The 25804-nt window shown below is 67.0% G+C and carries 20 protein-coding genes; 8 read left to right on the top strand and 12 right to left on the bottom strand.

What is annotated here, in order from left to right; all coding sequences use genetic code 11:
• Window position 1 precedes the first annotated feature (1 nt).
• The 4 genes from LVJ94_08545 (at window position 2) to LVJ94_08530 (ending at window position 7877) form a co-directional block, all read left to right on the top strand.
• Complete coding sequence (locus tag LVJ94_08545) at window positions 2-2113, top strand: BamA/TamA family outer membrane protein (protein ID WXB07284.1); 2112 nt, start codon at window positions 2-4, stop codon at window positions 2111-2113.
• Entirely contained in the window at window positions 2113-6747 is a 4635-nt protein-coding gene (locus LVJ94_08540) for a translocation/assembly module TamB (GenBank protein ID WXB07283.1), read from the top strand. The genes LVJ94_08545 and LVJ94_08540 overlap by 1 nt, the downstream gene beginning before the upstream one ends.
• Before the next feature lie 287 nt (window positions 6748-7034).
• On the top strand, window positions 7035-7295 hold the full coding sequence (locus tag LVJ94_08535; GenBank protein ID WXB07282.1) for a hypothetical protein: 261 nt from the start codon (window positions 7035-7037) through the stop codon (window positions 7293-7295).
• Between the two features lie 24 nt (window positions 7296-7319).
• Window positions 7320-7877, top strand: coding sequence for a YaeQ family protein (locus tag LVJ94_08530; GenBank protein ID WXB07281.1), 558 nt, complete (start codon window positions 7320-7322; stop codon window positions 7875-7877).
• Here LVJ94_08530 and LVJ94_08525 read toward each other — a convergent pair.
• Window positions 7874-8560: an oxidoreductase gene (locus tag LVJ94_08525; GenBank protein WXB07280.1), complete on the bottom strand. Its 687-nt coding sequence runs from the start codon at window positions 8558-8560 to the stop codon at window positions 7874-7876. The genes LVJ94_08530 and LVJ94_08525 overlap by 4 nt on opposite strands.
• Before the next feature lie 152 nt (window positions 8561-8712).
• Between LVJ94_08525 and LVJ94_08520 the strand changes: the two genes are divergently transcribed.
• Window positions 8713-9102, top strand: a complete 390-nt coding sequence (locus LVJ94_08520) for a hypothetical protein (protein ID WXB07279.1) — start codon at window positions 8713-8715, stop codon at window positions 9100-9102.
• A 7-nt stretch (window positions 9103-9109) separates the two neighbouring features.
• Here LVJ94_08520 and LVJ94_08515 read toward each other — a convergent pair whose 3' ends face one another.
• From LVJ94_08515 to LVJ94_08490, 6 genes are read right to left on the bottom strand one after another with little or no spacing between them, the layout of a single operon-like run.
• Window positions 9110-10462 (bottom strand): hypothetical protein, encoded by a 1353-nt coding sequence (locus tag LVJ94_08515; protein ID WXB07278.1) that lies wholly within the window; start codon window positions 10460-10462, stop codon window positions 9110-9112.
• The gene (locus LVJ94_08510; protein ID WXB07277.1) at window positions 10459-10917 is read right to left on the bottom strand and encodes a hypothetical protein; all 459 of its coding nucleotides are present in this window, start codon (window positions 10915-10917) and stop codon (window positions 10459-10461) included. Before LVJ94_08510 ends, LVJ94_08515 begins: the two co-directional genes overlap by 4 nt.
• Complete coding sequence (locus LVJ94_08505) at window positions 10914-12215, bottom strand: radical SAM protein (protein WXB07276.1); 1302 nt, start codon at window positions 12213-12215, stop codon at window positions 10914-10916. The genes LVJ94_08510 and LVJ94_08505 overlap by 4 nt, the downstream gene beginning before the upstream one ends.
• Window positions 12212-15916, bottom strand: coding sequence for a glycosyltransferase (locus LVJ94_08500; protein WXB07275.1), 3705 nt, complete (start codon window positions 15914-15916; stop codon window positions 12212-12214). The genes LVJ94_08505 and LVJ94_08500 overlap by 4 nt, the downstream gene beginning before the upstream one ends.
• Entirely contained in the window at window positions 15913-16986 is a 1074-nt protein-coding gene (locus LVJ94_08495) for a hypothetical protein (GenBank protein ID WXB07274.1), read from the bottom strand. Before LVJ94_08495 ends, LVJ94_08500 begins: the two co-directional genes overlap by 4 nt.
• Window positions 16983-17606 (bottom strand): hypothetical protein, encoded by a 624-nt coding sequence (locus tag LVJ94_08490; protein WXB07273.1) that lies wholly within the window; start codon window positions 17604-17606, stop codon window positions 16983-16985. The genes LVJ94_08495 and LVJ94_08490 overlap by 4 nt, the downstream gene beginning before the upstream one ends.
• Before the next feature lie 147 nt (window positions 17607-17753).
• Here LVJ94_08490 and LVJ94_08485 point away from each other — a divergent pair, with 147 nt between their 5' ends.
• Window positions 17754-18179, top strand: a complete 426-nt coding sequence (locus tag LVJ94_08485) for a hypothetical protein (protein ID WXB07272.1) — start codon at window positions 17754-17756, stop codon at window positions 18177-18179.
• A gap of 16 nt (window positions 18180-18195) precedes the next feature.
• On the opposite strand, the gene LVJ94_08480 is transcribed toward LVJ94_08485, so the two are convergent.
• The 3 genes from LVJ94_08480 to LVJ94_08470 all read right to left on the bottom strand — a co-directional run bounded on the left by LVJ94_08480 (window position 18196) and on the right by LVJ94_08470 (window position 20776).
• Window positions 18196-19425: a pyridoxal phosphate-dependent aminotransferase gene (locus tag LVJ94_08480; protein WXB07271.1), complete on the bottom strand. Its 1230-nt coding sequence runs from the start codon at window positions 19423-19425 to the stop codon at window positions 18196-18198.
• Between the two features lie 98 nt (window positions 19426-19523).
• Window positions 19524-19700, bottom strand: a complete 177-nt coding sequence (locus LVJ94_08475; protein ID WXB07270.1) for a twin-arginine translocase TatA/TatE family subunit — start codon at window positions 19698-19700, stop codon at window positions 19524-19526.
• A 98-nt stretch (window positions 19701-19798) separates the two neighbouring features.
• On the bottom strand, window positions 19799-20776 hold the full coding sequence (locus LVJ94_08470; protein ID WXB07269.1) for a hypothetical protein: 978 nt from the start codon (window positions 20774-20776) through the stop codon (window positions 19799-19801).
• 319 nt (window positions 20777-21095) lie between these two features.
• On the opposite strand from LVJ94_08470, the gene LVJ94_08465 reads away from it, so the two are divergent.
• Entirely contained in the window at window positions 21096-21812 is a 717-nt protein-coding gene (locus LVJ94_08465; protein WXB07268.1) for a hypothetical protein, read from the top strand.
• 225 nt (window positions 21813-22037) lie between these two features.
• Window positions 22038-23714, top strand: coding sequence for a protein kinase (locus LVJ94_08460; protein ID WXB07267.1), 1677 nt, complete (start codon window positions 22038-22040; stop codon window positions 23712-23714).
• Window positions 23715-23880: 166 nt separating this feature from the next.
• On the opposite strand, the gene LVJ94_08455 is transcribed toward LVJ94_08460, so the two are convergent.
• Together LVJ94_08455 and LVJ94_08450 are read right to left on the bottom strand one after the other, a co-directional pair.
• Window positions 23881-24417, bottom strand: a complete 537-nt coding sequence (locus tag LVJ94_08455) for a DUF1232 domain-containing protein (protein ID WXB07266.1) — start codon at window positions 24415-24417, stop codon at window positions 23881-23883.
• A gap of 22 nt (window positions 24418-24439) precedes the next feature.
• Window positions 24440-25777, bottom strand: a complete 1338-nt coding sequence (locus LVJ94_08450; protein ID WXB07265.1) for a serine/threonine protein kinase — start codon at window positions 25775-25777, stop codon at window positions 24440-24442.
• Window positions 25778-25804: the final 27 nt, after the last annotated feature.

Genomic DNA, 25804 nt, shown 5'->3' with positions numbered 1-25804 from the left:
CATGGTCGCGGCCTTCCGCTTGAGATACGGAGCCCTTCTCGGACTTCTCGGATTTTTCGTGCTGCTGGTGAGTCTGACCGGCTGCGCGTCGGTGCCAAAAGGTCGCGCGGCCGTCGATGCGGTGAACATCCGCGGCGCGCGCGGCGTCGACGAGTCCGACATCGCCGAAAAGCTCGCGACCAGCCCCAGCCCGAAATTTTTATCGCTCTTTCGTGGCGTCGTCTTCGATTACGAACTTCTCGATCGCTTCGTTTTGCAGCGCGATCTCGCGCGCGTGGAGCGCTTTTATCGCGCACGAGGCTACTACGAGGCCCGCGCCACGGCGGGTCAGATCATCGAGACCGGCAGAGGTCACATTCGTGTCGAGGTCATCGTCGACGAGGGCCTGCCCGTGCGCATCGAGCACGTCACCGTGGAGGGCATCGAGGCGCTCCCGCCACCGGTGCGCGATGCCGCGTTGAAGGCTGCCGCCAAGCGTTTGCCGCACGACCAGCCGTTTGCCGAAGACGATCTCACGACCGCCGAAGGCGATGTTCGTCGCGCGCTCAGCGATCGCGGATATGCTTACGCCAAGGTGACCCGCGCGGCGGCGGTGGACATGGTTCGCCATGCCGCCAAAATCGTCCTCAGCGCGACCCCGGAGAAGCCCGCACGTTTCGGCCGAATGACCATCGAGGGCCTGGGCGAGCTGCCCGAAGCCCCGGTGCGCCGCGCGATGGATATCCAGGAAGGAGAACCGTATTCCGAGGCCGATCTCGACAGCGCGCAGCAGGCTATTTTGGAATTGGGCGTTTTTGCCTCGGTGGAAATGAAACCGGATTTGCGCACGCCACCGCCGGCCGACCACGTGGTGCCGGTGACGGTCCGTGTCGAACCGGCCCGACTTCGCACCGTGCGGCTGGGCGGCGGCGTCGAATTCGACCAATTGCGGGCCGATGTCCACGGGCTCGTGGGCTGGGAGAGCAAGAACTTCCTCGGCGGGTTTCGAAGCTTCCAAGTGAGCTTGAAACCCGGCTTGGTCTTCTATCCGACCCGCATCAACAACCTGGTGGCCCCCGAGCGCTTCTTCCCCGAGGAAAAGCTGCGCGCCGAGCTGCGCCAACCCGGATTCCTCGAGGCGCGCACCACGGGGTTCGTTCGCCCCGAGTTCAATGTCTTTCCGGTGCTTCTGAATCCCGATGCCAAAACGCCCGATCCGGTATTGGGCTATGCCGAATTCCGCGGTGCGGTTGGCGTCGATCGCACGCTCTGGAAGCTTTATGCCGCGCTATCTCACAATGTGCAAATCGATGTACCGTTCATGTACCAAGGCTCGAAAGACCCGACCCTTTCCAACGTGGTGGTCAGCTACCCCGAGCTTTTGACCCAACTCGACTTTCGCGACGATGCCGTGCACCCGCGAAAAGGCATTTTCCTCGGAAACGATTTGCAGGTGGCCGGCCTCGGCGGCAACGTTCGCGATATCCGCGTGCAGCCCGAGATCCGCACGTACATTCCTGTGGCCTCGAAAGGCTCGTTCGTGACCCGACTCTCCGTAGGGTTCCTTTTCCCATCGAACTACGGAGACGCCGTGCGCGATCCTGCTCGCGCCCAATTGCCACAGGATGCCGATCGCACGCGCGATCTCCAGGTGATGTTCTTTCGAGGATTCTTCTCCGGCGGTTCCACCTCGAACCGCGGTTACCCGTTCCGTGGGGTGAGCCCGCATGCGTTCGTGCCCTTTTTGAACCCGGAGACCGCGGCGGCCCAAGTGCAGAGCGCATGCGTACCGGGATCCACAGACCCGAATTGCACCATTCCCATCGGTGGCTTCACGCTCTGGGAATTTCAGAACGAGCTGCGTTTCGTCATCCATGGCCCGCTGGCTGGGGCCGTCTTCTGTGACATGAGTGACGTCTCTCCTCAAACTGTGGACATTCGCCTCACGCACTTGCACCTCTCGTGCGGACTGGGCGCGCGTTACGACACACCGGTCGGCCCCATTCGATTGGACGTCGGCTATCGGATCCCCGGGCTTCAGGTGCTCGGCGGGCGAACGCGCGACGAAAAGACACCGCAGGACCTCTTCGGCATTCCAATTGCCATTGCTTTCGGCCTTGGAGAGGCGTTCTGATGCGATTGCGACGCGTTTTGGGCATCATCGGTGCGGTCGTGGGCACCACGGTCACGTTCGTCACGGCGACGGTGGGCGGTGTGCTGCTGCACCTGGATCTGCCGGCGACGCGGCGTGTCGCGGCGAATCAGATTCATGCGCTGTTGGCGCAATCGCTGAAGGGGCGCATTTCCATCGAGAGCGTGGCGCACCTCGGGCTCGATGGCGTGCGCGGGGTGCGTGCCGAGGTGGCCGATCCCCGCGGACAACGCGTGCTGCTCGCGGATGGCGTGGACGCCCGGCTGTCTGCCATGGCTGTGCTGAAATCCGCGCTGCTTGGAAAAGGGGATATCGAGGTCACCGTTGGACGAATCGATATCGCGTACCTGGAAGCGAACCTCGACGACGATCAGAGCCCCGAGCACGTGATGCGCCTGCTTCGTGCGTTCGAGCCCATCGAGACGGCCCCCGCACCACCACCGGATCCCACCGCGCGCGGGCTGCGATTGTCCTTTCCGCGCGCGACGCTCGCGCACGGCTGGGTGCACGGAACCATGGCCGGTGCCCCGCCGTTGGACGTCGATGCCGATGGGCTCTCGCTGCGCGTGCTCGTGGCCCCGAAGGAGACGCGCGTCGATCTGGATCGCGCACGACTCGCCGCGCGGGGAATGCCCCATCGGGCCAATCCGCAGGGGGCGGCCGAGTTCCACTTGGCCATGCCCTCGGCCAGCGGTGAATCGATGGAGCTCACCGGGCGCTTCGACGGTGATGCCGGCGGCGTTCCGGCGCGGGCGCATGCGCGCATGAACGGCGATCGCCTGGACGCGGTGCTCGATGTGCCGCGGGCCGACCCGGAGCGGCTTCGCGGCATGTTCGACCCGCCGCCCGTGCGCGATCCGTTCGAGGCGCATGCGGAGGTGCACGGCGAAATGTCACGCCTCGCGGCCAAGGCGCACCTCAGCGCGGGCACGGGCGTGGTCGACGTCACGGGCACTGTCGGGCTCGGGGCCGAGCGCACCCACGTGCTCGCACGCGTCGTGGCGCGCGATGTCGACGTTCGCTCCTTCTCGGAGACGGCGCCGGCCTCGAAGCTCGCGGCCACCAGCGAAATCGAGCTGGCCATTGGGCCGCAGGGCGCGCTGTCCGGGGTTTACAACTTCGACGTGCTCCCCGGCTCGGTGGGGCCGAACGCCGTGCCACCGGCGCATGTGCGCGGACGCTTCACCGAGGACAGCGCCCGCGCCGAGGGCACCATCGACGAACGAGGCGCCCCCGTTGCCTTCGAGGCCAACTTGCGGCCCGCCGGCGAGCACCATCGGGTCGACTTCGCCGTCTCCAGCCGCGTGCCCGCGGTGGAGCGCATCCCGCGACTCGAGCGCCTCACGCAAGGCCTCGCCGGTGCGCTCGATCTGAAGGCCACGGGGAGCGTCGACGTCGAGGGTCAAACGCTGGATGCGCGGCTCGAGGCCCAGGTGCGCGACTTCGCGTACGCCGATGCTGCGCAAATCGCCCACGCGACCGTCGACGCGCGCGCCAGAGGCACCTTCTCTGCACCGCGCATCGATGCAAGCGTCTACGCAAGCGACGTCGTCGCGGGCGGCTACGACGTTCGCACCCTCGGCGTGCGCGCCTCCGTCGATCCCGTGCACCAAGTCGTTCGCAACGCGCGCGTGACGCTCGATCGCAACGGCGAGAGCGTGGCGCTGAACGTCGACCGCATCGCGGTGGCCAATTCCTTGAGGGTCGACGGTCTCGTCCTCTCGGGCCTGGGCGCACCCGCGCACGCGTCGCTGGCCAAGAGCACGCACGGGCTGACGGTGCACGCCAAGGCCGATGGGCTCGATCTCGAGCGCATGGCCCGCCTGCTCGACGTTCAGGACAACGTGTCCGGCGGGACCTTGGCCTTCGCCATCGACGCGAGCCTCGCGGAGCGCACCTCGAAGGGCCGCGTGGACGTGTCCGTGGAGGATGCCACGGTCTCCGAGTTGGAACATGGCAACGTGGAGCTTGCGGCGGTTCTGAACGACGACGATCTCGACATCGGCCTGAAAGCCGACTTCGCGAAGGCCGGCCATGTCTCGCTCCGCAGCACCCGGGCGAAGTTGTACGGCGCGAAGGGCCCGCTCGATGCCGCGGCGTGGAAAGGCGCCATCGGCCGTGCCGCCTTGGAGGGCGAGCTCGATCTGGAGCGCATCGCGGCGCTCGTGCCACCAGGGTCGCTTCCCTTCGGCGAGATGAAGGGCAAGATCGACGTCACGGGAACCTTGCGCCGCGACTCGCCCAAGGTGGCGCCCGAGATCAGCCTCACCACGCAAACGCGCGGGTTGGTGCTCGCGGGCACGCAGCCCGAGGATCCACCGCCCGTGGGCCGAACGCGGGTCGTCGCGCCGCCGGCCTGGCGAAGCAGCGACATCGATGCAGCCCTCAACGTGCGCGTGGACGCCACCAGCGGGCATGCGGAGGTGTCGGCGCGCCTGGTCGATGCGCACGGGCCGTTGATGAACTTCGATGCCAAGGCGGACCTGCCGTACAACGACCTTTGGCGCGATCCCGATCCGGCCCACGCGATGGAGGAGCTCGAAAAGGTTCCCTTCGAGGCGCGCTTTCAGGTGCCCCGCCGCAAGGTCGCCGATCTACCGCCACTGTTTCGCACCAAAGGGATGCCGGGGCACGTCGAGGTGGATCTCGCGGCATCGGGCAGCGCGCAGGAGCCACGCCTCGCCGTCAACGCGCGCCTTTCCGACTTCAAGGTCGAGCCCGCGACCCGCACGCCGGCCACGGACACGCGCGTGAACGCGACCTACGATGGGAAACGCTTCGAGACCACCGTGCGCGTGAACACGCTTCCGGGCGCGGAGGTTCTCACGGCCAAGGCGCAGGCCAACGTGAACGTCGAGGATCTGATCCATCCCGTGGCCGGGCGCGAGCTGCCATGGGACGCGGATCTGCAGGCCAAGCTGGCCAACTTTCCGCTGCAGAGCGTTTCGCAGTTCTCCGACATGCAGCTGCGCGGAACGATGCACGGCGACCTGACCGTCCAAGGCATTCACAAGGATGCGCGGGCACACGCGCGCCTCGACCTCGAGAAGCTGGCGGTGGGCGAAGCGCGCTACAAAGGCGGCTTCATCGAGGCCCACGCCGGCGGCCCGGAGCCGGCGGAGGCCGTGGTTCGGTTCGACCAGGACGACGGCTTCTTCGAAGCGCGGGCCCGCGCCGCCATGAGATGGGGCGCGGCCGTGGCGCCCGCGCTCGACGAGAGCAAACCGCTCGAGGGCTCCGTTGCCGCGAAGCACTTCCGCGTCGCCGCGCTGGAGCCGTTTCTCGCCGGCGCCGTGAGCGATCTGGACGGATACCTCGATGCCAAGGCGCAGGGTCGGTTGGATCCGCGCACCAAGGACGCGAAAATGAGCGGCGAGCTCGCCTTCCGCGAAGGCGTGGTCAATCTGCCCGCCCTCGGCGACGAGCTGCACGGCGTGCGCGCTACCGTGAAGCTCACCGAGGACGGCCGTGTGCGCGTGGACGACGTGGTGGCGCACGGCACCGAGGGCAAGCTCTCCGCGAGTGCCGAGGCCAAGTTGAGCGGCACCAAGCTGGAGCACGCATCCGGCAAGGTGCACATCCGCGAACGCGAAGCGCTGCCGCTCGCCCTGCAAGGCGAACCGATCGGCGCCATCTACGGCGATGTGCGCCTCGACGTTCGCAACAGCCCCGATGGCCGCACGACCACGATGAACGTGAACATCCCCAGCTTCCACACGAAGCTCCCGCCCACCGGCGGCAACAGCGTGCAAGATCTCCAGCCGCGCGATGACATCCAGGTGGGCGTCGAGCGCAAACGCGACGAGCTGACCAAGCTGCCGCTCGATCAAGAGGACTACGAAGGCGGCGATCCGAAGATCGACGACGCCCCGCCGACGGCCACCATCGTCAACGTTCACCTGGGCGACGATGTCGAGATTCGTCGCTCCACCGACGTGAAGGTCGGTGTGACCGGCGATCCTCGAATCCAAATCAACGGCGAAAAGACGACCATGTCCGGACGGCTCCGCCTCACCGGTGGCTTCATCGAGCTGCAAGGCAAGAAGCTCGAAATCGAGCGAGGCACCGTATCGTTCACGGGCGAACCGAACAATCCGGAGATTGTGGTGACCGCTCGCTGGAATGCCCCTGATGGGACGCTGGTGTATGCGGATTTCGTTGGCCCGCTGAAAACGGGCAAAGTCCATTTGCGGTCCGAACCGCCGCGGCCGAACAACGAGATCGTGGCGCTGCTGATGTTCGGCACCGCGGAAGGCTCGCAATCGACACCGTACCCACAGCGGCAGCCCGATGGCACCGTTCGCGCGGTGGGGATGGGCGGCGCTTATGCAGCACAAGGGCTCAACAAAGGCATCGAGGATCTGGCGGGCACCGATCGCATCACGGCCCACATCGACACGACCCAATCCGCCAATCCGCGCCCGGAGCTGGAGTTCCAATTGTCGCGCAGCCTCGCGGTCAAGTTGGGCCACGCGTTGGGCGTCCCCCCGCTCGACCGACCCGATCGCAATTTCTTGATCGTCAGCTGGCGCGTGAAACGCAATTGGACGCTGGAAACCACGTTCGGCGATCGCGGCACCTCCATTGTCGACGGAGTCTGGCAACGACGCTATTGACGCTGCGCGCTATTGGGTATTGTATTGGAGACGACGAAAGCCGAAACGAAGCGGAGCGCTGGAGCATCGAAACGCTGCTTCGACAAATCTGCCCCGCTGTGCTGGTTAGGAGTTGGCGGGGTGTTGGAGCCGCGCACCTTTCTAATTTTTCTCTGGAAATCGGTCCGCGCGAACGCCGGCTATGCAATGATGCGATGTCCGTCATCTTGCATCGAGGATTGCGATCCCGGCAGTGCGCGGATTACGACGAATCGCCGACGGGGTTCTCGTCGGGGGAGGAGCCCGTCATGCACCAGACCAAGATGTCCGAGCTCGAAGAGAACCTCTCGCGCATGCACTCGCTTCGGCATGAAGTGCGCGTGCGCATCCACCGCGCGGGCCGTGAAGAGCTCGTCGAATGGCAAACGCTGGAGCCCGAGACCATCGAGATCGATCGCGGGCATCGGCGTCCCGCGGAGCTCCGCGTGAGCCTCGAGCGCATCCTCGAACGGCTGTCGAAACTGCGCTCGTCTTTGTCCGAGCGAAACTCGCACGCCGAGAGCGCCTAGACAATCGGCTAAGATGGGCCAGCCATGGCCCTTACTGCGACGGTTCATCGTGTCGAGGTCGCGCTTTCGGATGTCGACCGCAGCGTTTACGAATCTTTGGATCTGCGCATGGCGCGGCATCCGTCGGAAAGCATGCGCTACATGCTGACGCGGCTCTTTGCGTACGCGCTCTCGTACGAGGAAGGCATTGCATTCAGCAAAGGCGGCCTCTCGTCCACCGACGAGCCGCCCGTGGCGGTGCACGATCCCACGGGGATTCTCTTGGCCTGGATCGATGTCGGTGCGCCGTCGGCGGAGCGATTGCACAAGGCTTCGAAGGCGGCCAAGCGGGTGGCGCTCTATACGCACACCGAGCTGAACCTGCTCCGGCGTGACGTGGCGAAGAAGGAAATCCACCGCGCCGCGGACATCGAAGTATGGCGGCTCGAGCCGTCGTTTCTCGACGGCCTCGAGGCGAGCATCGAGCGGCACACCCAATGGGAGCTGGTGCGAAACGAGGGGCAGCTCTACGTGACGGCGGGCAAGCGGACGGCGGAGGGGACGATCACGCGCCACCCGCTGGTGCCGCCGGCCGAGCGCTAGACGCTGGCATCGCGAGGGACGAGGGACTGGATGCCGTCGAACGTGTGAACGTGATGGCCGGGCTCTCCCTGCCCGGGCTGCACGAGGGAGCGCACCATCGCCGCGGCCACCGTGGAGGCCTCGATGGGGCGGTATTTGCGCAAGGGGCCGACGAGTGCACCGGCCACGCCGCGGGAGACGACGCCGGCCACCGCTTCGCCGGGGCGGCGCACATGGCGCTCCCCGACGAGGAAGCTGGGACGGAAGATCTGCAGGACCTGGAAGCCGAGCGCCTCGACGTCCCGCTCGGTCTCACCCTTCACGCGCAGGTAGAAGTTGCGCGAGCGCACGTCGGCCCCCACGCTCGAAACGAGGGCGAAACGTCGTGCGCCGCCGGCCTTGGCCAGGCGCGCAACGTCGACGACGTAGTCGTGATCGACCTTGCGGAATGCTTCATTGGAGCCGGCAACCTTTCGCGTGGTACCGAGGCAACAATAGACGTCGTCGCAGCGAAAGGTGTCGGGGTGTTCGTCGAGGCGGTCGAAGTCGACGAGTTCTTCGCCCAACTTGCCGTCGGCAACACCGAGCGTTCGCCGTGTGAGCACCACCACGCGACGATAGTGCGTTTCGGAACGCAGGAGCTCCAGGCAGTGACTGCCCACCAGCCCGGTGGCACCTACGATGAGCGCAGTGCGTGAGGTCATCCGGCCCAGGGTTATGCTCCGCCGCCCGGCAAAACGCACCCCTAAAACGAACGAGCGCCACTTCGGCTCAAGCGTGGCCAATTTGGAATGATTCCAGAGCCTCCAATTCGCGAGTAGCATTCGCGATCACGATGACCCGATTTGGACTTCCCATGTTGTTCTTTGTCTTGGCTTTCTGCATGGCATGCAGCCGCCCGCGCGGCGAAGACCAAGAGGGCAAGCAAGAGAAGCGCGAAACTCAAACGACCGGTGCGACGGCCAGCTGGGTACCGCCCGATGGGAAATACGAGCGGGTCCAAATCAATGGAATCACCGTTCCGATGATCGAAGTGATGGAGAAGGGCACGGTCGTGCTCGTCGACACCGACGGCGTGAAACCCCGCACCTGGGAAGAGCAGTTCAAGCGAAAGGGCAATATCGCGCCGGGCACGTTCGACCTTCACAAGTCGAACACGAACAAGAACGACACGTTCAGCGACGATGAGGTCGACCGCCAGGGGCTCTGGGTGATCGATTCCAAAGGAAACATCACGCAGAAGTAGCCGCGCTTCAATAAGCGAAGCGTTTGGCGAAAGCGACCGCCATGGCGGTGGCGTCGCGCGGATCGGTGACTTGCGCGCGCTCCTCGGTGATGCGGCGGGCGAGGCTTCGCACGAGGGAGACGACTTCCTCCGGCGTTCCGGGGCATACGACGCACTCGAGCGCATAGTCCACCGCCATGGCGGGCTGGTTGCCGGCGTCGTGGGCCAGCAGCTGCCGCACCTGGAAGAAGCGCTCGACGAAACCGGGGAGCACGTCCTCCGCTTGAACCATCGACGCCAGCGCCACGGCCACCTTGGCCTGGTCGGGAACGAGGTTGCCGCGCGGGAGCAGGAGCTGGACGGCGATGGAAACGCGCCGCACGATCTCGGGAACGGTGCCCGTGGAAGGCATCAGCCGGGCGGCATATTTGTAGACGAGGAACGCGCTGTTCGGGAACAGCTGCCCCACGCCACGCACGAGCTCGAGAAAGCGCCCCACGCCGGATTCGGGCGGCTCGTAGGCGAGCAGCGCCTTGGCCGCCGAGGCGAGCTCCTGGCTGTCGCGCAGGCCAGCCTGCACGAGCGCGCGGTGCACGCGCTGAAGCGCGCCCATGGTGTTGGCCATGTTGCCGAACTTCCCGGCGTTGCGCGCGCACAGAACCGCGACGTCGGGCGGCTGATTGTGGCGCAGCACCTCGCGGTAGGTGCCCGTCGCCTGCTGCGCCGGCAATCCGGACTTGATCAGGCCGACGAGGATCTGCGCGCGGTGTTTGCGCACCGGCGGGACGTCCTGGGAGACCGCGGCGAGGTTCTTCACGAACGCGTCCATCTTGGCGTACGTCTTGTCGAACACCTTGAGGAAGACGGAGAACGCCACCGGCTCGAAACGGGCCAGGCGGATCTCGAGCTCGTGCCGCATGCTGCGACCGCGATGCGTGATGGCGTACAGTTCGCAACCGAGCGCTGGGCAAGGCACGTACATCGCGCCATCCGGGATCAGCGCGCGCTGCTGGTTCAGCGCGAGCAGCTTCTCCCCCTCGACCCGATCGGAGAGCCGGCCGAGGGCATAGCGGATCGCGACGCGGGCTTGCTCCTGGGCGCGAAGCTCCTCTTTGCCCGTTCGGATGCGGTACCACTCGTCTTTGAGCTTCGCCTCGATGTCCTTGAGCGCCATGCCGAGCGAAAACGTCGACGTCGGATCGTCCAGCTCCGGCACCATGGATTTCAGCTGATGAATGCGCGTAAGCACGTGGAAATGCTCGGGATCGGCCTCGATGACAGCGCCGGCCTTGATCAATTCGTCGATCTCCTTGGCCTGCACCGTGAGACTGTTGTTCTCGAGGCCGCGCAAGATCGCGATGGCCCGCCCGCATGTCATCATGGCGAGGTCCCTTTCATCGAAATCGAGAGAAGCAGCGCCTGCGCCGGAACGGCACGCGCCGAGAGCATCACGGGGGCCTCGCGCAAGGTCGCGCGGGCCATTTCGAGGACGCGAAAGATGCGCGACGCCACCCGCTCCGGCGCGGGATCGCGTCCATTCCATACGAGCTGAACGCCGGCCACCCCGGCCCGCCGCACCTCGGTGACCCAGGCTTCGAGGTGGCGTGCATTGGCCGAGGTCACACGAACCACGGCCAGGGCACCGGCCAGCGCCTCCGGCGCCGTGAGCAGCCGGGCGAGCTTTTTTCGCGTGCGAAAGCGGACGACGGGAGGGGCCGGCGCCGGCAGCTCGGACGGCAGGGCCGCACGGATCGCATCGGCGATGGCCTGGGTCATCGCACGGGCAAGCTCGGGATCGGCGACGTTCACGCGCACGCGCTCGACCAGCGGAATCACGAGGCGGCCTCCTTGCGAAAGAAGCAATTGTTCATGCACGTGAGCGGACAGCTCTCGACCAGGGCGCGCGTTCGCGCGTACGCTTCGCTGTTCCAAAGTGGACGCAGGCGCTGAAAGCGCGCATCCCCGTAGGACCATGGCAGGCGGTAACATGGTTTGATCTGGCCGCGGTGATCGACGGCGAGGAACGACTCGCCCACGCGGCAGGTCACACCGAGCGCGTCGCGGGAGGGGTCGTCGAAGTAGCGGCGGAGCAGCGCGAGCCGCTCCAGGGAGGCATGCAGGAACCGGCCGCATTCGGGCTTCAGGGTCGAGAGCTCTTCGAAAACGCGATCGAGCTCGGCGCGGTCCACGGGCCAGAGGCGCGACATCGCACCGATGTCGTCGCGGCGGACGATGGCCCCGGCCTTGAGAAAGCCGTGCTGCAGGTTGACCGGCTGAAGGTTGATGCCATTGCACCCCTCTTCGCGGGCGCGCCGAACCAGTGCAGGGATTTCGCCGAGGTTGTCGCGCTGGATGACGCTGGAGACGTTCACACGGAGCTTCGAGTCCGGCCGGCCATCGCGCGCACGCACGAGGCGCCGCACCGCGCGCCACGCATGCTCGGCGGCCGTGGGCACGCCCACGATGGCGTCGTGCGTGGCCTCCGTCGCGCCGTGGATGGACATGGAGATGGAGACATTGCGCTGGGCGAGGTCGGCGGCCATCTTCTCGGAGATGGGGAAGCCGTTCGAGGTGATGGTCACCAGGTGCCCGCGCGCGTTGGCGTAGGCCACGTGCTCCAGCATCGCGGGATCGCGAAAGGGCTCACCCGCACCCGTAAGGGCCACGCGGCGGATGCCCCACGCCGCAGCTTCGTCGACGAGCGCGCGCACGTCGTCGACCGAGATGGTGTGCGGATCGCGGCGCGAGGCACGGTTGCCGCACATGATGCATTTCAAGCCGCAAAGGTCGTTGGTCGAGATGTCCAGCGCCGGCGGCGGCAATACGTAAGGCCGCCCGTTCGTCATGGTGAAGGCGAGCCCTTCCGGCCGCTGCTCGCGAAGGCGCCGCAAGGTGGGAACGAGCATACCCTCGTCGGCCACCACGGTGCGATCCGGCGCTTCGTCGTGCGCGGGGAGCACCACCTCGAGCGCGGTCGTCGCATCGAGCTCGCGCACCGCGCGGGACAAGAGGCCGATGTTCGCCGCGTCGACGCACCACCGAAGGGCGGCATTCGGTTCGCCAAGCGCGCGCTCGTAGAGGGCCCGCGCCGCCCCCGGTTCGTTCGGCGTGCCGCCTTCGAAGAGCGCCATCATGACGCGCTGACCTCCTCGACGGCGGCGACCAAGTCGTGCGTGCCGCCGCGGCAGGTGCCGCACACCGGCATGGCGGCGCGCCCGTCGAGCATGGCCGCGCGGAAGGCCCGGTACTTCTCGCCGCGCCAGATCTCGGCAAAGGACGTCTCGAAGACGTTGCCCATGACGAACTCGGCCCCCATATCGGGCCGGAGGTAGCAACACGGCGTCACGGAGCCGTCCACGTTCACCACGGTGTGGTCCCACGCCATCGTGCAGAACGGATGCAGCCGATTGTGCGAGCGGCCGTCGGCGCGGTAGCGCGAAAGGAGCAGCTCCTTGGGAACGAGGTGCCGGCTTTCATCGTCCTCGGCGTTCACCGTCTTGATGCGCAGCCGATCGACGCCCAACTCGTGCGCGAGGCGTCGCATCTCGGGCAGCTCGTGCTCGTTGTGCCGCATGGCGATGAACTGCAGCTCGATGCGTGGCTTGGCCAGATTGCGCCGTTTCTTCTCGGCGCAGAGCCAGGCGACGTTCGCCTTCACCTTGGCAAAATCGCCGCCCTTTCGAAAGGTGGCATAGGTTTCCTGGCTCGCGCCGTCCACGCTCAGAATGAGCACGTCGAGCCCGGAGCCGAGGAGCGCCTGCCCGCGCGTTTCGTTCAAGAAGTGCACGTTGGACGAGACTTTCACCACGCGCACGCCGGCGCTTTTGGCGCGCGCGATCATCGCGGGGAGTTCGCGGTGCAAGAGCGGCTCGCCGTAGTTCCACAGGGCGACGTTCTTCATGCGCGGGGCGAGCGCGCCGATGACGTCGTCGAATTGGCGCAAGGTCATCGGCGGACGCGGCGCGATTTTGCCCTTGCCCGTGGGGCACGTGGGGCACTCGAGGTTGCAGAGATTCGTCGGCTCGATCATGCCGGTCTCGGGGCCACCCGCGGGCACCTCGGACATGTAGCGCATCAACTCGGGCGGCGGCACGACCAGGACACCGCGCTCGCGCAGCGCCTTGCGCATGGCGTGCGCCTCGGTGACCGCCGAGAGCGCGAGTTCGCTGCGCTCGCGCGCCTCGGTGGTCAAGAAGATGCGCACCGAGCGCACCTTGGCCAGCGCCGCATCGGGCAGCCGGCGCACCTTTTCCAAAAGCGCCGGCCCGAGCGCGTGCGGCACACCGTGCACGAGCTCCACCGATTCGAGGCTCGGAAGCGCGTAGGCCGCGAAATCCGCATCGAGAAACCGCCGCAGCTTCATTTCGACACGCGGCGCGTGGCCCAAGGTTGCGCAATCCGCGAGCGCATCGGGCAAGAGCCTCGCCCCGGTGCCCATCGCCCGCAGCCGCACGATCTTCCCGCGGGCGATGTGCCCCTTCATGACGTCGAGGCGCCGGGTCCGCTCCCGTCGCCTCTTGCCCGCCTGCTCCCGGGCCGCGTGCACGAGGCTCGGGCCGGGACGCGTCGGCCTCGCCCCCTGCAACCGTGCTTCCCACACCCCCACCACGCGCTCGACGGCCTGCACTTGCGAAAAGCGCGACGTCACCCGCGCACGCGCACGCGCGCCGACGGCCTTGGCGAGCTCGCGATCCTCGAGAAACCGAAGGGCCGCCCGCGCCAACGCGGCATCGTCGCCCTTGGGCACGAGCACGCCGCTCACGCCGTCCTCCAGCGCCTCGGGGACGCCGCCCACCGAGGTGGCAATGGCCGGAATGCCACTGGCGGCCGCCTCGAGCAATGCGACCCCAAAGCCCTCGACGTCCGTGCGCTCGTCACCGTCCGGCACCAAGATGAACACGTCCGCGAGGCGGAAGAGCGCCGGAAGCTCCTCCTCCGCCACGAACCCCGCCGCCACCACGCGCGCACCGAGGCCCAACGACGCGGCGTACGCGAGCAGCTCCGCGCGCCGCTCGTCGCTCTCGCCGGTGAAGACGTATTTCAAGCGCGGACGCTGCGACGCCACCGCCGCGAGGGCTCGCAACACGGTGCGATGCCCCTTTCGAGGGGCGAGGCGCGACACGGTGAGCCACACCTCGTCGTCCGCTTGCACGCCGAGCCGGCGCGCCAGTGCCTCGTCCCGCGGGCCCGGCGCGAACCGGTCGGCGTCGACGTGGTTTTCCACCACCTGGAGGCGCTCCGGCGATACGCCAACGTCACGCGCCGCCTGCGCAGAGAAGTGGGACACGCAGAGCACCGCATCGGCCCCGGAGAGCCCCTCGATCAGCGCGGCGCGGTACGCGTCGGGCTCGCGGCCATGGTGCACCCACGGTGCGAGCAGATCGTTGCCGTGCACGTGGGCGGTGACCACGCTGGGAAACACCGCACGGAGCTCCGGTACCCATGGGCCCAGGCCCGCGTGGCACAGGTGAATGACATCGGGCGCGTCCTCCAGGGCGGCATCGATGGTCGTCAGCAGGTCCGCCTCCAAGTCGATACCGCGGCCGCCCGCAGGCGGTGCATACAGCGGGCGCACGACGCCCGCCGGGAGGCCGCTCGCCGTCGCCGCACCGAGCCGATTCATGGTGTAAACCCGCACCTCGACCCCACGCGCGAGCAACCCTTCGGCGAGCGCGCGCGCCACCGTCTCCATGCCGCCAACCCGCGGTGCAAAATCGTGTGCGACCAGCACGGCACGACGGAGTGGCCCCGCCCCGCGCCACACGGGTCGAAGCACCGCCTCCGCCGCGTCGCGGTTGCGCGGCACCAGGGGATACGCTTCATGGGCGCGCCGCATGGCCTCGAGCGCGCCCGGTGTCGACAGCAGGGCCTCGATCCGATCCGCGATGGACCGTGCCTCCGGCCGCGCCATGACCGCGGCACCGGTCCGCACGAGGCGTCTCGCCCGCGCGCGCTGATCTTCGGCCTTGCGAAATCCCGGGATCACGATGGCCGGCCGGGCGAGCGCGCGGATCTCCGCGATGGCGTTGTACCCCGCCTGCGAAATCACGAGCTGGGCCCGCGCCAGGAGCCCCGGCAAATCGGCCACGGCGCGTCGAATGGAGAGGCCCGGGACATCTTCGACGTGCGCGGGGATCTCCCCGTACGGACCGAGCACGAGCACCGTTTCCAGCGCCGGGACACGCGCCCGCGCGAGGAGGTGCGCATCGGCCACGGCGCGCGTGTACCGCGCGGCATCGAGCGGCTGCCCTCCACCGCCGGCCATGGCCACGACGAGCGTGCCCGGCCCCGGCGCCCCAGCGTGCACGTTGAGCGCGACCAGCGCGTTCGCGCTCACCACGTGCCCCACGATGGAGACGGGCACACCTTCGAGCGGCATGTCCACGTCCTCCGGATCGTGCGGCACCACGATGCGATCGAACCATGCCGGCGCCCCGCTCGCGACGAACGCGCGCAGCGCCTCGGGGCGCAATTCGCGAAGCACGAGGACCGTGCGCGGGCCGCGGAGCTGCCGAACCACGGACATCGGCGCGTGCGTGTCGAAGACCACCAGGTCCGGCGCGAACGTCTCGAACACGGCCAAAAGGGCCGCCTCCTCCAGCGCGGGCGGCAGCGCCGAATCGACCCGCCCCGGGTCGGCGTGCGGCTCGTGCAGCCGCGGAGGAAACGCCACGAAGTCGATGCGCGCGCGGGTGAGTGCCGACGTGTCACGCGCATTGGTCACCACCAGAAGCTTTACCCCGGGCACGAGGCCGCGCACTTCGTTGGCCAGGGCCAAGACGCGCACGAGGTGCCCGAGTCCTACGCCGTTGATCGCATGAAATGCGATCTTCACGTCGCCCCCACCAGCTCCAGCAAAGCTCGCGCCGCCTCATCGGCACCGCCCGACGGCAGCCCCACCCGGGGTGCGCCATCGATCCAGGCCATCGCCTCGCGCAGAGACTCCTCGTCGAACCGCTCCAACGGGAACGCCAACGACGCCCGCGCAAAGCGCTGAACGCGCGCCGCTTGGTCGTCGAACGGCCGCGGCATCGCGAAGAGCGCGGAGGGAATGCCGGCCTTCACCAACTCGTGCGAGGTGTTGTAGCCCGCCGCCGAGAATGCCCCGTCGAACGCGGCCAGCCACGGGGCCATCGGCGCAACGCGGACGCCGCCTGGCCCCGATGCGAGCGGGCCCGTCACGGAAATGGGAAACACGTCCGTGCCCGCCTTCTTGACGAGCTTGACGATGCGCGCCGCGTACTGCTCCGCCTCCTGATCGGCCCCGCCTCCCGCCGCCACCAACACCGCGCGCATGCCACGGGGCACCTCGAACCGCGCCCGAGCAAGGTCCCGGCTCTCCGCGTCGGCCGGCTCCGTCAGCGTGATCGGCGGCACGTGCACCGTGCGCAACGGCAAGCGCAACGTCTCATCGCGGTACGGATCGTCCGCCACGATGGCCAGATCGTACCGATCCAAGCCGCGCGCCACGGTGGGATGATCCGCAACCTCCAGCGGCAAGCTTCGCCGCACGATCGCGCGCTTGGCGCGGGAGGGCATGCGCCCCGTCGACAGGAGCCCGGCCAGCTCGCCGTGCGGTCCCGATGGAAAGGTATCGACCACGAGAAGATCCGGCCCGAAGGCATCGGCCACACTTTCGAGGGCCGCACCGGTGATGCGTCGCCGCTCGACATCGGTCAATCCGGCGCGGCGGCCCGCAACCGGGGCAGGCAAGCGGACCACGGCCACCTGCTCGCTTCCAAGCTGGTGCGCTTCCGACGTGGTCGCGAGAAGCAGAGCCGGTGTGAACCCGCGCTGCTCCGCCTGCCGCGAAAGCCCGCGTGCGACCGCCAACACGCGCATCACATGCCCTGCGCTCGCGCCGTCATTGGCCACGAGCAATATGCGCAATGTTCGAGTGCTCAAGATATGTCGTAATCGCCGTGATCTGGCGCGTGGTGGCCGATGTGATCGGCTTCGTTGTCGAGATCGACCAATGCCACCGGCATCGGGTCGTCCCCCTCGTACAACGGATCGTCCTCGAGGTCGTCCCTATCTTCGTCGACGGAATGCCCGAGGTACTGCGGCCTCGCCATCAGCCGTTGATGGCGGGTACGCCGCGGCGGCCGCTGATCTTCCCAGACATACGTGTAATACGACGCCCCGAGCTCGGTGAACGTGCTCCAGTGCGTCCACGGATCGTGCAGCAGTGGCCACAAAAACGGGTCGAGCCCGCGCGAGGCGATGTACGCCCGCCGATCGGCCGGGTTCAAGCCGCGCTGGCGAAGCTCGTTGTAGAAATCGCCCGCGCCGTTGGGGCGATAGACCGCCTCGATCGCTGCAATGCCGCGCTCCGTGAGGCGGTAGCGATCATGAAGGGGCCAGACGCGGTCCCACCGCGCAATGAATCCTTGCTCCTCCAGATCTTCGAAAACGGGACGCTGCGGATGATCGTCGGGGATGGGCCATTCGATGATGTCGCCATCGTAGAGATGACGAAGAATCAGGTACCCTACCGCGCGCGACGCGGGATCCGTTAGCGCCATGCTCGCCTCCAGCAAGTGCTTCGACCGTCGCTTGCCTCGGGTTTCCCGTCAACGCGATCTTTTGGCTGCGTCAGAGCGCAACCGTAGAGATTTCTCCGACGCGCCGCACTCGCTTGCGCGCGACGCACGTGGGGTCAAGCTTTGCTCATGGCCCCTTTTCGCAACGAGCTCGAAGCGTCGCACGCCCGCATCGCGCAACTCGAAGCGGAAAAAGCGGAACTCGAACGGCGCAACGCGCGTCTCGAGACCCAACTCGAGCAAAAGCTGATCGCCATTCCGCGCCCGCCCCTCGCGTGGGTTGGCCTCATTCCCATGGCCACTGCGGTGCTCATCGCCGCCATGGCGGTCCTCATCAGTGTGCGCCAGCGAGCCTGCCCGCACTACAACCGACTCTCCCCCGCCATCACGGTCCCATCCCACCGCGATCTCGCACAGCCCCTACCCGGCGCCCACGAACAGCTGACCCCCTACCATCGCTACCAAAACGAAAGGACCGCCCCATGCAACTGCATCACGGGCGATCCTTCCTGTACCTGCTTCCACTTACCCGCCGACCAAATGCCGGGCTACTGAAGCGCGATGCGCGCGGCTAACCCGCCGAGGCGGATTGGCCTTCTTGGCGCGCGGCTTCGACGGCCGCGCGCATCGAGGCAATGCCCTTGGCGATACGGTCTTCGCTCGTGGCGTAGCTGAAACGGAGGTAGCCCGGGGCGCCGAAGGCTCCGCCGGGGACGGCGGCGACGTGGGCCTTCTCGAGGAGGAAGAACGCGAGGTCTTCGTCGTTCGAGATGGGCTTGCCCTTGTAGTGGATGCCGTACAGACCGCGGCAGTCGGGGAAGGCGTAGAAGGCGCCCTCGGGGGTGCGGCAGCGCACGCCCGGAATGGCATTGAGCGCCGAGACGATGAGATCGCGACGCTTCTGGAACACGCCGCGCATCGCTTCCACTTCTTCCTGCGGGCCGGTGAGCGCGGCCACGGCGGCATGCTGCGCAACCGCGGTGGGGTTCGTCGTGCTCTGGCCTTGCACCACGTCGCACGCCTTCGCGAGCGGCTTCGGGGCGATGGACCAGCCGATGCGCCAGCCCGTCATCGCGTACGACTTCGACACGCCGTCGATGATGATGAGGCGCGAAAGCAAGTCGGGCGCGATCTTCGCGGCGGAGACGTGACGGAAGCCGTCGTACACCAAGTCGCCGTAAATCTCGTCCACCACGATGTAGCAGTCGTGCTTGCGCAGCACCTCGAGCAGCGCGCTGAGTTGCTCTTCGGTGTACGCGGAGCCCGTGGGGTTCGACGGCGTGCACAGAATGACCGCCTTCGTGCGCGGGGTGAGCGCGCGCGCGAGATCGTCCGGCGTGAGACGCCAGCCGTTTTCTTGGCTGGTGGGCACGAGCACCGGCTCGGCGCCGAACATGCGCACCTGCTCGGGGTAGCTCACCCAGCAGGGCGTCGGGATGAGGATCTCGTCGCCTTCTTCGTAACAGGCGAGGGCCACGTTGAAGAGCGAGTGCTTCGCGCCCACGCTCACCGTGATCTGATCGGGCGTCGGCAAGAAGCCGCGCTTCTTCTCCGTCGCCGCGCAAATGGCCTGCTTGAGTGCTGCGATGCCGGTCACCGCCGTGTACTTCGACGTCTGCCCCGCGTCGATGGCCTTCTTGGCCGCATCGAGAATGAAGGCGGGGGGCTCGAAGTCGGGCTCACCCACTCCGAAGTTCACGACGTCGATCCCACGCGAGCGCAGATCATTCGCCCTCGCGCTCACTTGCAGCGTGATGCTCGGAACAATCACGCTGAGGCGTTTCGCTAGACCTTGAGGCACGGCACGCACTCCTTTCCATCGAGCCGCCCCACGCGACCTCCTTAAATGAAGGTCACGGCGGCTCGCGAAATGCGTTTAGCACCGGCTGGCGCGGCGCGTCAGGCTTCTTTCTTCTCGGGCAACTTTTTCGGCGCGACTTCCTCGTCGTCTTTGCCGACCTCTTCAGCTTCTTTGAGGCCCTTCTTGAAGTGCTTGATGCCCTGACCGAGACCTTTGCCAATATCGGCAAGACGGCCGGCACCGAACAGCACGACGGCGATCAACGCGATGATCAAGAGCTCCGGCCAACCCATTGACCCCATGGTAGTCCTCGTTTGCTTCTGGTTCCGAAATCGAATCACACTCCCACGGCAAAGTGCCGGGAGAATCTGTGTCATGTGCTAGCAGTGACGCCGTTTCTCGGCAAGCACGCGGCGAGCCATGTGCTGCATAGCACCGCGACCACGGCCGCGAGCGGCAAAAGGAAAAAAGGCAGGAAGCCCGCACCACTCTGACGCTCGAGCGCGCGAAGCATGCCCAGCGCGGCCAGCGGCCCCGACGCTGCGACCGCCAACCCGGCGGCACGCCCGCGCAGCCGCTCGGACAGCAGCAAAAAGACGACGAGCGCCGACGCTGCAAAGGCACTCGCGACCATGAGCAGCGCGCGCCCCAAGGGCGGAAGCTTCGACGATTGCGCCCATGGCGGCAGCCCGCGGATTTCCATCGCGCCGGCGCGCACGTGGGCCATGCTCTTGTCGGAGCCCAATGTGAAGCGCGCGTCCTCGAGCTCGATGCGGCGCAGATCTTCGGCAATCCGCGCATCGGCGGCGTTCACCACGAGGTTGCCCAGCGGCGAGGGTGCAAGCAGCCGCGGTTCACGATCCGGTGCACAGAGCCAGCTCGCACGAAGGAACGGAATGGTGATCGCGCGCGGTGGTGCCGCAGGATCGGCCACGCACGACGCGCGCCCTTCGGCCACGAGCTCCCCGAGCACGCGCCCCGGTGCGCGGGCATCGCGCCCGCCCATGAAGGAGAGCAACGCCAGCACACAGGCGAAGGCCGCACCGCTGGGCAGAAGACGAACCATCGTGCGCACCGGCGTCTCGCCGAGCAGCGCAAAGACGCGCGCCTCGCCCGCCGCCACGAAACGGTGCGTGGCCAGCGCCCATCCGAGCGGCCACCCGAGAAGCACCGCCGCCTCTAGCGCGAGCATCGCCACGCTTCGTGCAAAAGGTAGTGCCACGGCCCAGGGCACGGTTGAGTCGAGCGCCCAAGGCAGGACACGCACCGCCCCCGCACCGAGGGCAAGCACCGCAATGCCCAGGCAAAACGCGACGGCATCCCGCGCTGCAGGCCGAATCAAAGGGACCACGTGCCTACCCTAACGTAAAAGGCGAAAGGTCGTGGCAGACTCGCCAATTCTTTGCAGCCGAGCAGCGGCAGCGAAACTTCCCCGGCGAGGCCGGCGCCTTAGCCCGTCCCCAGCACGACGATCGCCAGAACTCGACGCGATCCTGACTTTCTGAACCACACATCGCGCCGGTCCCGCCGGTTTCTTCTCGCTGCCGCCGTCCGAACACCACGTCGTTGCCGACCTTACGGGGCCGGGCCAACTGTCACCTCGGCAACAAAGCCTGAAAACCCATGAACGTCGTGGTAGGTTCGCGAAACTCATGACCGGAGGATCTGGGATGACGACTTTGGGTGAGCTGTTTTCCGTAGCATCCGCGCGTCGAGTTTTGGCGGCCGTCACGGCCACGGCACTCGCAACGGCAACGCTCACGGTGAGCCCCGGCGTGGCACGCGCCGATGAAGTTTCGCCCGACGGCAAAGGCATTGCAGGCGGCGCGCTGCTCGGCGCAGAGGTCGTGACCATTCCAATGTCGCTCTTCAAGGTGAAGAGCCCCTGGGCCTACGTCATCGGCGGCGGCCTCGGCGCAGTCGGCGGTGGCTTCGCCGGCTACGCGATCGAGCAGGCTTCCTTCTCCGACGACGGACGCGTGCCCACGTACATGCTCGCGGGCGGCCTTGCGCTGGTCATCCCGGCGGTCGTTCTCGTCCTCAACGCCACGCGCTACCAGCCGAGCGACGCCGCCAGCGAAGATCGCGCACCGACGAATGCACCGCCGGCCGATCCGGGTCGCCCGGGTGGGGGCGTGGTGCTCGAAGGGGGAGGATCGGCCACCACGCCGCCGCCCTCGCCTCCGCCGTCCACACCGCCCGCGACGAGCCCGGCGAAGCCGCCCGCGGTGCCGATGTCGTTGCTCGACCTGCACCGCGATGCAGGGTTCCGCATGGGCATCCCGCTCCCGCAAGTGCGCGAAAGCTATTCGCTTCAGGAGCGGAAGCAGCTCGGCGTGCAGCAAGTGACGGAGCTTCGGCTGCCCATCTTCAAGGCGACGTTCTAAGAGAGCGCCGGCCCGGCTTTTTCACTCACGTATCGACCGCCCCCGGGCCTTTGGATGGGCCTGCGGTTACGCCGGCGGCCGACCGATCGGCGAGACGTCCACGAAGGTATCGGCACGCTTGGTTTGTGCGGGTCAGGACTGCTAGGCTCGACCGGAGTGAATCAGCCGCAGCCTCATCGTACGCCCTCCTCCGCAAAACCCGCCGACCCGATGCTGGGGCGCGTCGTGGCTGGACGCTATCGACTGGAAGCGCGCGCCGGCGAAGGGGGAATGGGCGTCGTTTACCGAGCGCGCCATGTACTGATCGATCGGCTCGTCGCGCTGAAGCTCATCAGGCCTGATCTGCGGGGTGAGACGCACCTGCGCGCGTGGATGCTGCGCGAAGCGCGCGCCGCAAACCGTGTCGATCACGCGCACATCATCGACATTCACGATATTGGCGAAACCGAGGAGGGCGAGCTCTATCTCGTCATGGAGTACCTCGTCGGCACGGCGCTCTCGACGGAGCTGGCACGCGGGCCAATGGCCTTGGCGCGAAGCTTGGACATCCTCGAGCAGATGACCGCCGCCTTGGCACGCGCCCACGATTTGGGCGTCGTCCACCGCGACCTGAAGAGCGACAACATTCTGCTGTCGACGCGCGGAGGTCGGAAAGACTTCGTGAAGATCCTCGACTTCGGGCTCGCGCACCTCGCGATGGATCCGCGCCTCGCGCCCAAGGGCGCGGTGTTCGGAACGCCCGAGTACATGTCGCCGGAGCAGGCCCGCGGCGAAGAAGCCGTGCCGCAGAGCGACCTTTACGCGCTGGGCATTCTCTTTTTCGAGATGCTCACCGGCCAGCTGCCCTTCCGCTCGAGCGATCGCGAGACGTTGCTCGAGATGCAGCGCGCGCAGGCGGCGCCGAAGCCGCGCGCCATCAAGCCGGACGTGCTGCCCGCGGCGGAAGTCATCGTGCTGAAGCTGCTCGAGAAGGATCGGCGCAAGCGCTTCCAGGATGCGCACCATCTGCACGAGGAGCTGAAGTCGCTCCAGCGCTCCATCCCCAGCACCGCGTGGGAGGTGAACACGGTGGGCGAGCTCGCGCCGCCGCCGCCCCCTCCCCCGCCGCAGTCGCCGGGCGTGACCGAATGGGCGAACCGCGCGGCACTGTTCTCGCGCATGGTGAGCCGTGCGTACCCGTCGGCGAATGCGCCGGCGGATCTGCAGGCCGCGGTCGCGCAAGCGTGGGATCTGGCTGCGCGCGCAAGCCGTCTCGAGGGTGAGGTGGCAAGCCACACGCGCAAGCTGGAGTCGCTGGAGCGGCGCGGTCGCGCGCTGCGTGCGGAAATTGGTCGCAAGGTGGAGGAGCTCGCGCACGAGGAATCGCGCGCGCTGCGCGACGTGACGGGCGAGCAGCACGAGGCAGCGCGCATCCGCGAGCTGGTGCAAGTCGCCGAGCGCGCGTCGGCGTCGGCCAAGGCGCAAGCCGAGAGTGCGCTCACGCAGGGGCTCGGCCTGGTCCAGCTTCGCGCGACGTTCGAGCGCTCGGGCGCCGCCGCGGCGTTGGTGGAGGCGCGCAAGGAGCACCTCGCCGAACGCGAGCAGAAGGCGGGCATCAAGGATGCGCACGCGCGCGATCTGCGCCGTCAAATCGAAGAGCTTCGCGCGCAGCTATCACGCTACGCCGAGGCGCTCGAGGAAGACTTGGCCCAAGGCCGCGAAAAAGTCGCCGCCCGCACGCGCGAAGGCCTCGCCTTCGAGAAGGCCTTCAGCGAAGTATCCACGCTGCTGTTGAACCATCTCAAGGGCAAGCCCGAGGTGCGCGATCTCCTGCAAGAGCTCATGGAGAACATGCACGGCCAGCCCAACACGCCGCACATCACCTCGAAAGCGAACTACGGCCCCGAAAGCCGCAATCCCTAAGGTCGACCTACCTGAGGATTGAACAGGAAGACGGGAAGACGGGAAGGACTACCGGCACGGAACGCGCGGAACGCTTTTTTGGGTTTTCCAGTGGTCTAAGTGGGCCGATTGGAAACCCTCAAAACCTTCCCGTCTTCCCGTCTTCCTGTGAACTCTCTCTCGGGCGCTACGGTAGCTTTGCGCTCAGGAAAGCGCGGAGCTTGATGAGCGTCTTTGGATCGCGCGTGAAGCCCGGCGGCTGAAAGGCCTGCGACCAGGCATTCACCTCGGTCAAGAACGAAGCGCGGATCGTCTCGTCGTTCAGAATGTCTTCGACGGTGCGGCCGCGTGCGGCGCCCTTGCGCAGTGTCTTCACGTACGCCTCGAGGCGCTCGTAATCCTCGCCGAGGAAATCGCGCAATGCTTCCGTATCGCTGGCCAGACGGCCCAAGGTGCCGTCCTTGGCTGCCGCGTCCTCTTGAATCGCGAGGGCCGCGGCCACGCGGAGCACGAAGGCGTCGTCGCAGAACCCGAGATCGTCGATGCCATCGGGGATCAAGTCGAGCGACTTGAAGAGGTAATTCAATCCGGCGGCCGCGTATTGTTTGACCGGCTCCGAATATCCACCTTGGATGATCTCGCCGAACGCCGCGACGTCTTCGCCCAGCGAGCGAAGCCACGCGGGAAAGAGCTCGAGATAACGCGGATCGACCGAATCTGTCATGGCAGTCCTAAGCTAGCATGGGCTACATCGCCCGGGCGACGGCGAAACCCAGAATAAAACCGGCCAGCAGCGCCGCCGCCACCAACGCCGCAACGACCCAAGGCGCGACACCGCGCGAGTCACCCGATGACAGTGCACCGGAGCCGGAAGACGGTGCCACCAGTACCACCTGCGGCGGAGGCTCGTGCGCCGGATGCTGATTCCCACGGGCGCTCGCCAGCGTATCGCTCGACGAGATGGGCATGTCCAAAAGGCGACGGCGCGCATCCGAAATGCCCGCCCCCGCACTGGCAAGCGTTCCCACCCCAGGCTCCGCATGCGGGGCCACTCCTGCCTGCGCAGGCATCGGAATGGGCGACGCGGAAATGATTGCCTCGCTCGCGACGATCGAGGGCGGCTTCTCCGACAACCGCGGCGGCACACCGCCGGTGAACGGCGTCTGCGCCACGCGCGCCGTGGCCGTGAATGGCACCTCGGGAAGCTGCGAGAGCGGCTGCGCCTGCGCCCGACTGTGCGAACCCCCAGGACCCGCTTGCGGGGCCGTTCCTGAATCGTGGCCCAACACCGCCGCCAAGGCATGCATCATCGCCGCGGCCGATTGGAATCGTTGCTGGCGATCCTTGGCGATCGACTGCGCAATGAACGGCGTGAGAAACGCGAGCTTCGGATCGATACGCTCGATGGGCTCGGGCTCCGTCGTCAGGACGGCGGACAGCTTCGCAAATTCGTTGGGCGCAGGGAAAGCCGGGGCGCCCGCGAGCATCTCGTAAAAGAGCACCCCCAGCGAGAACAAATCCGAACGCGGGTCGACGTCCTTGGAGTTCTTGATCTGCTCCGGGCTCATGTACGCCGGCGTCCCGAGCAGCATGCCGGTGCTCGTCTTCTTTCCCATGCCGCCGGCTTCGTCCATCACCTTGGCGATGCCGAAGTCGAGAATCTTCACGATGAATTGCCCATTGGGCTCGCGCGCCAGGAAGACGTTCTCCGGCTTCAAATCGCGGTGGACGATGCCCTCGGCGTGGGCGGCGGCCAGGCCGAAGAGCACCGCCTGAACGATGGGCACGGCCTGCGTGAGTGGCACGCGACCGCCGTTCTTCGTGTACGCGCTGAGCGGTACGCCCTCGAGGAGCTCCATCACGAGAAACGGCAATTCGGCATGCACTTGGGAGGCGCCATCCACGCGCGCGTGGCCGGTGCCGAACACGCGCACGATGTTGGGATGCACCAGCTTTTGGCAAGTGCGCCCCTCCTCCAGGAAGCGCGAGAGCACCCCCGCATCGGAGAGGAACTCCCGGTGGAGCACTTTGATGGCCACCGACTGGCCTGTCTCGAGGGACGTGGCCGCGTACACGCTTCCCATGCCGCCGGATCCGAGCGACCGAGTCAA

The organism is Sorangiineae bacterium MSr11367 (genome assembly GCA_037157805.1).
Lineage (GTDB): Bacteria > Myxococcota_A > Polyangia > Polyangiales > Polyangiaceae > Pendulispora > Pendulispora rubella.
Note: the sequence above shows the minus strand (reverse complement) of the source record. Positions and strands in the feature narration are given on the sequence as shown.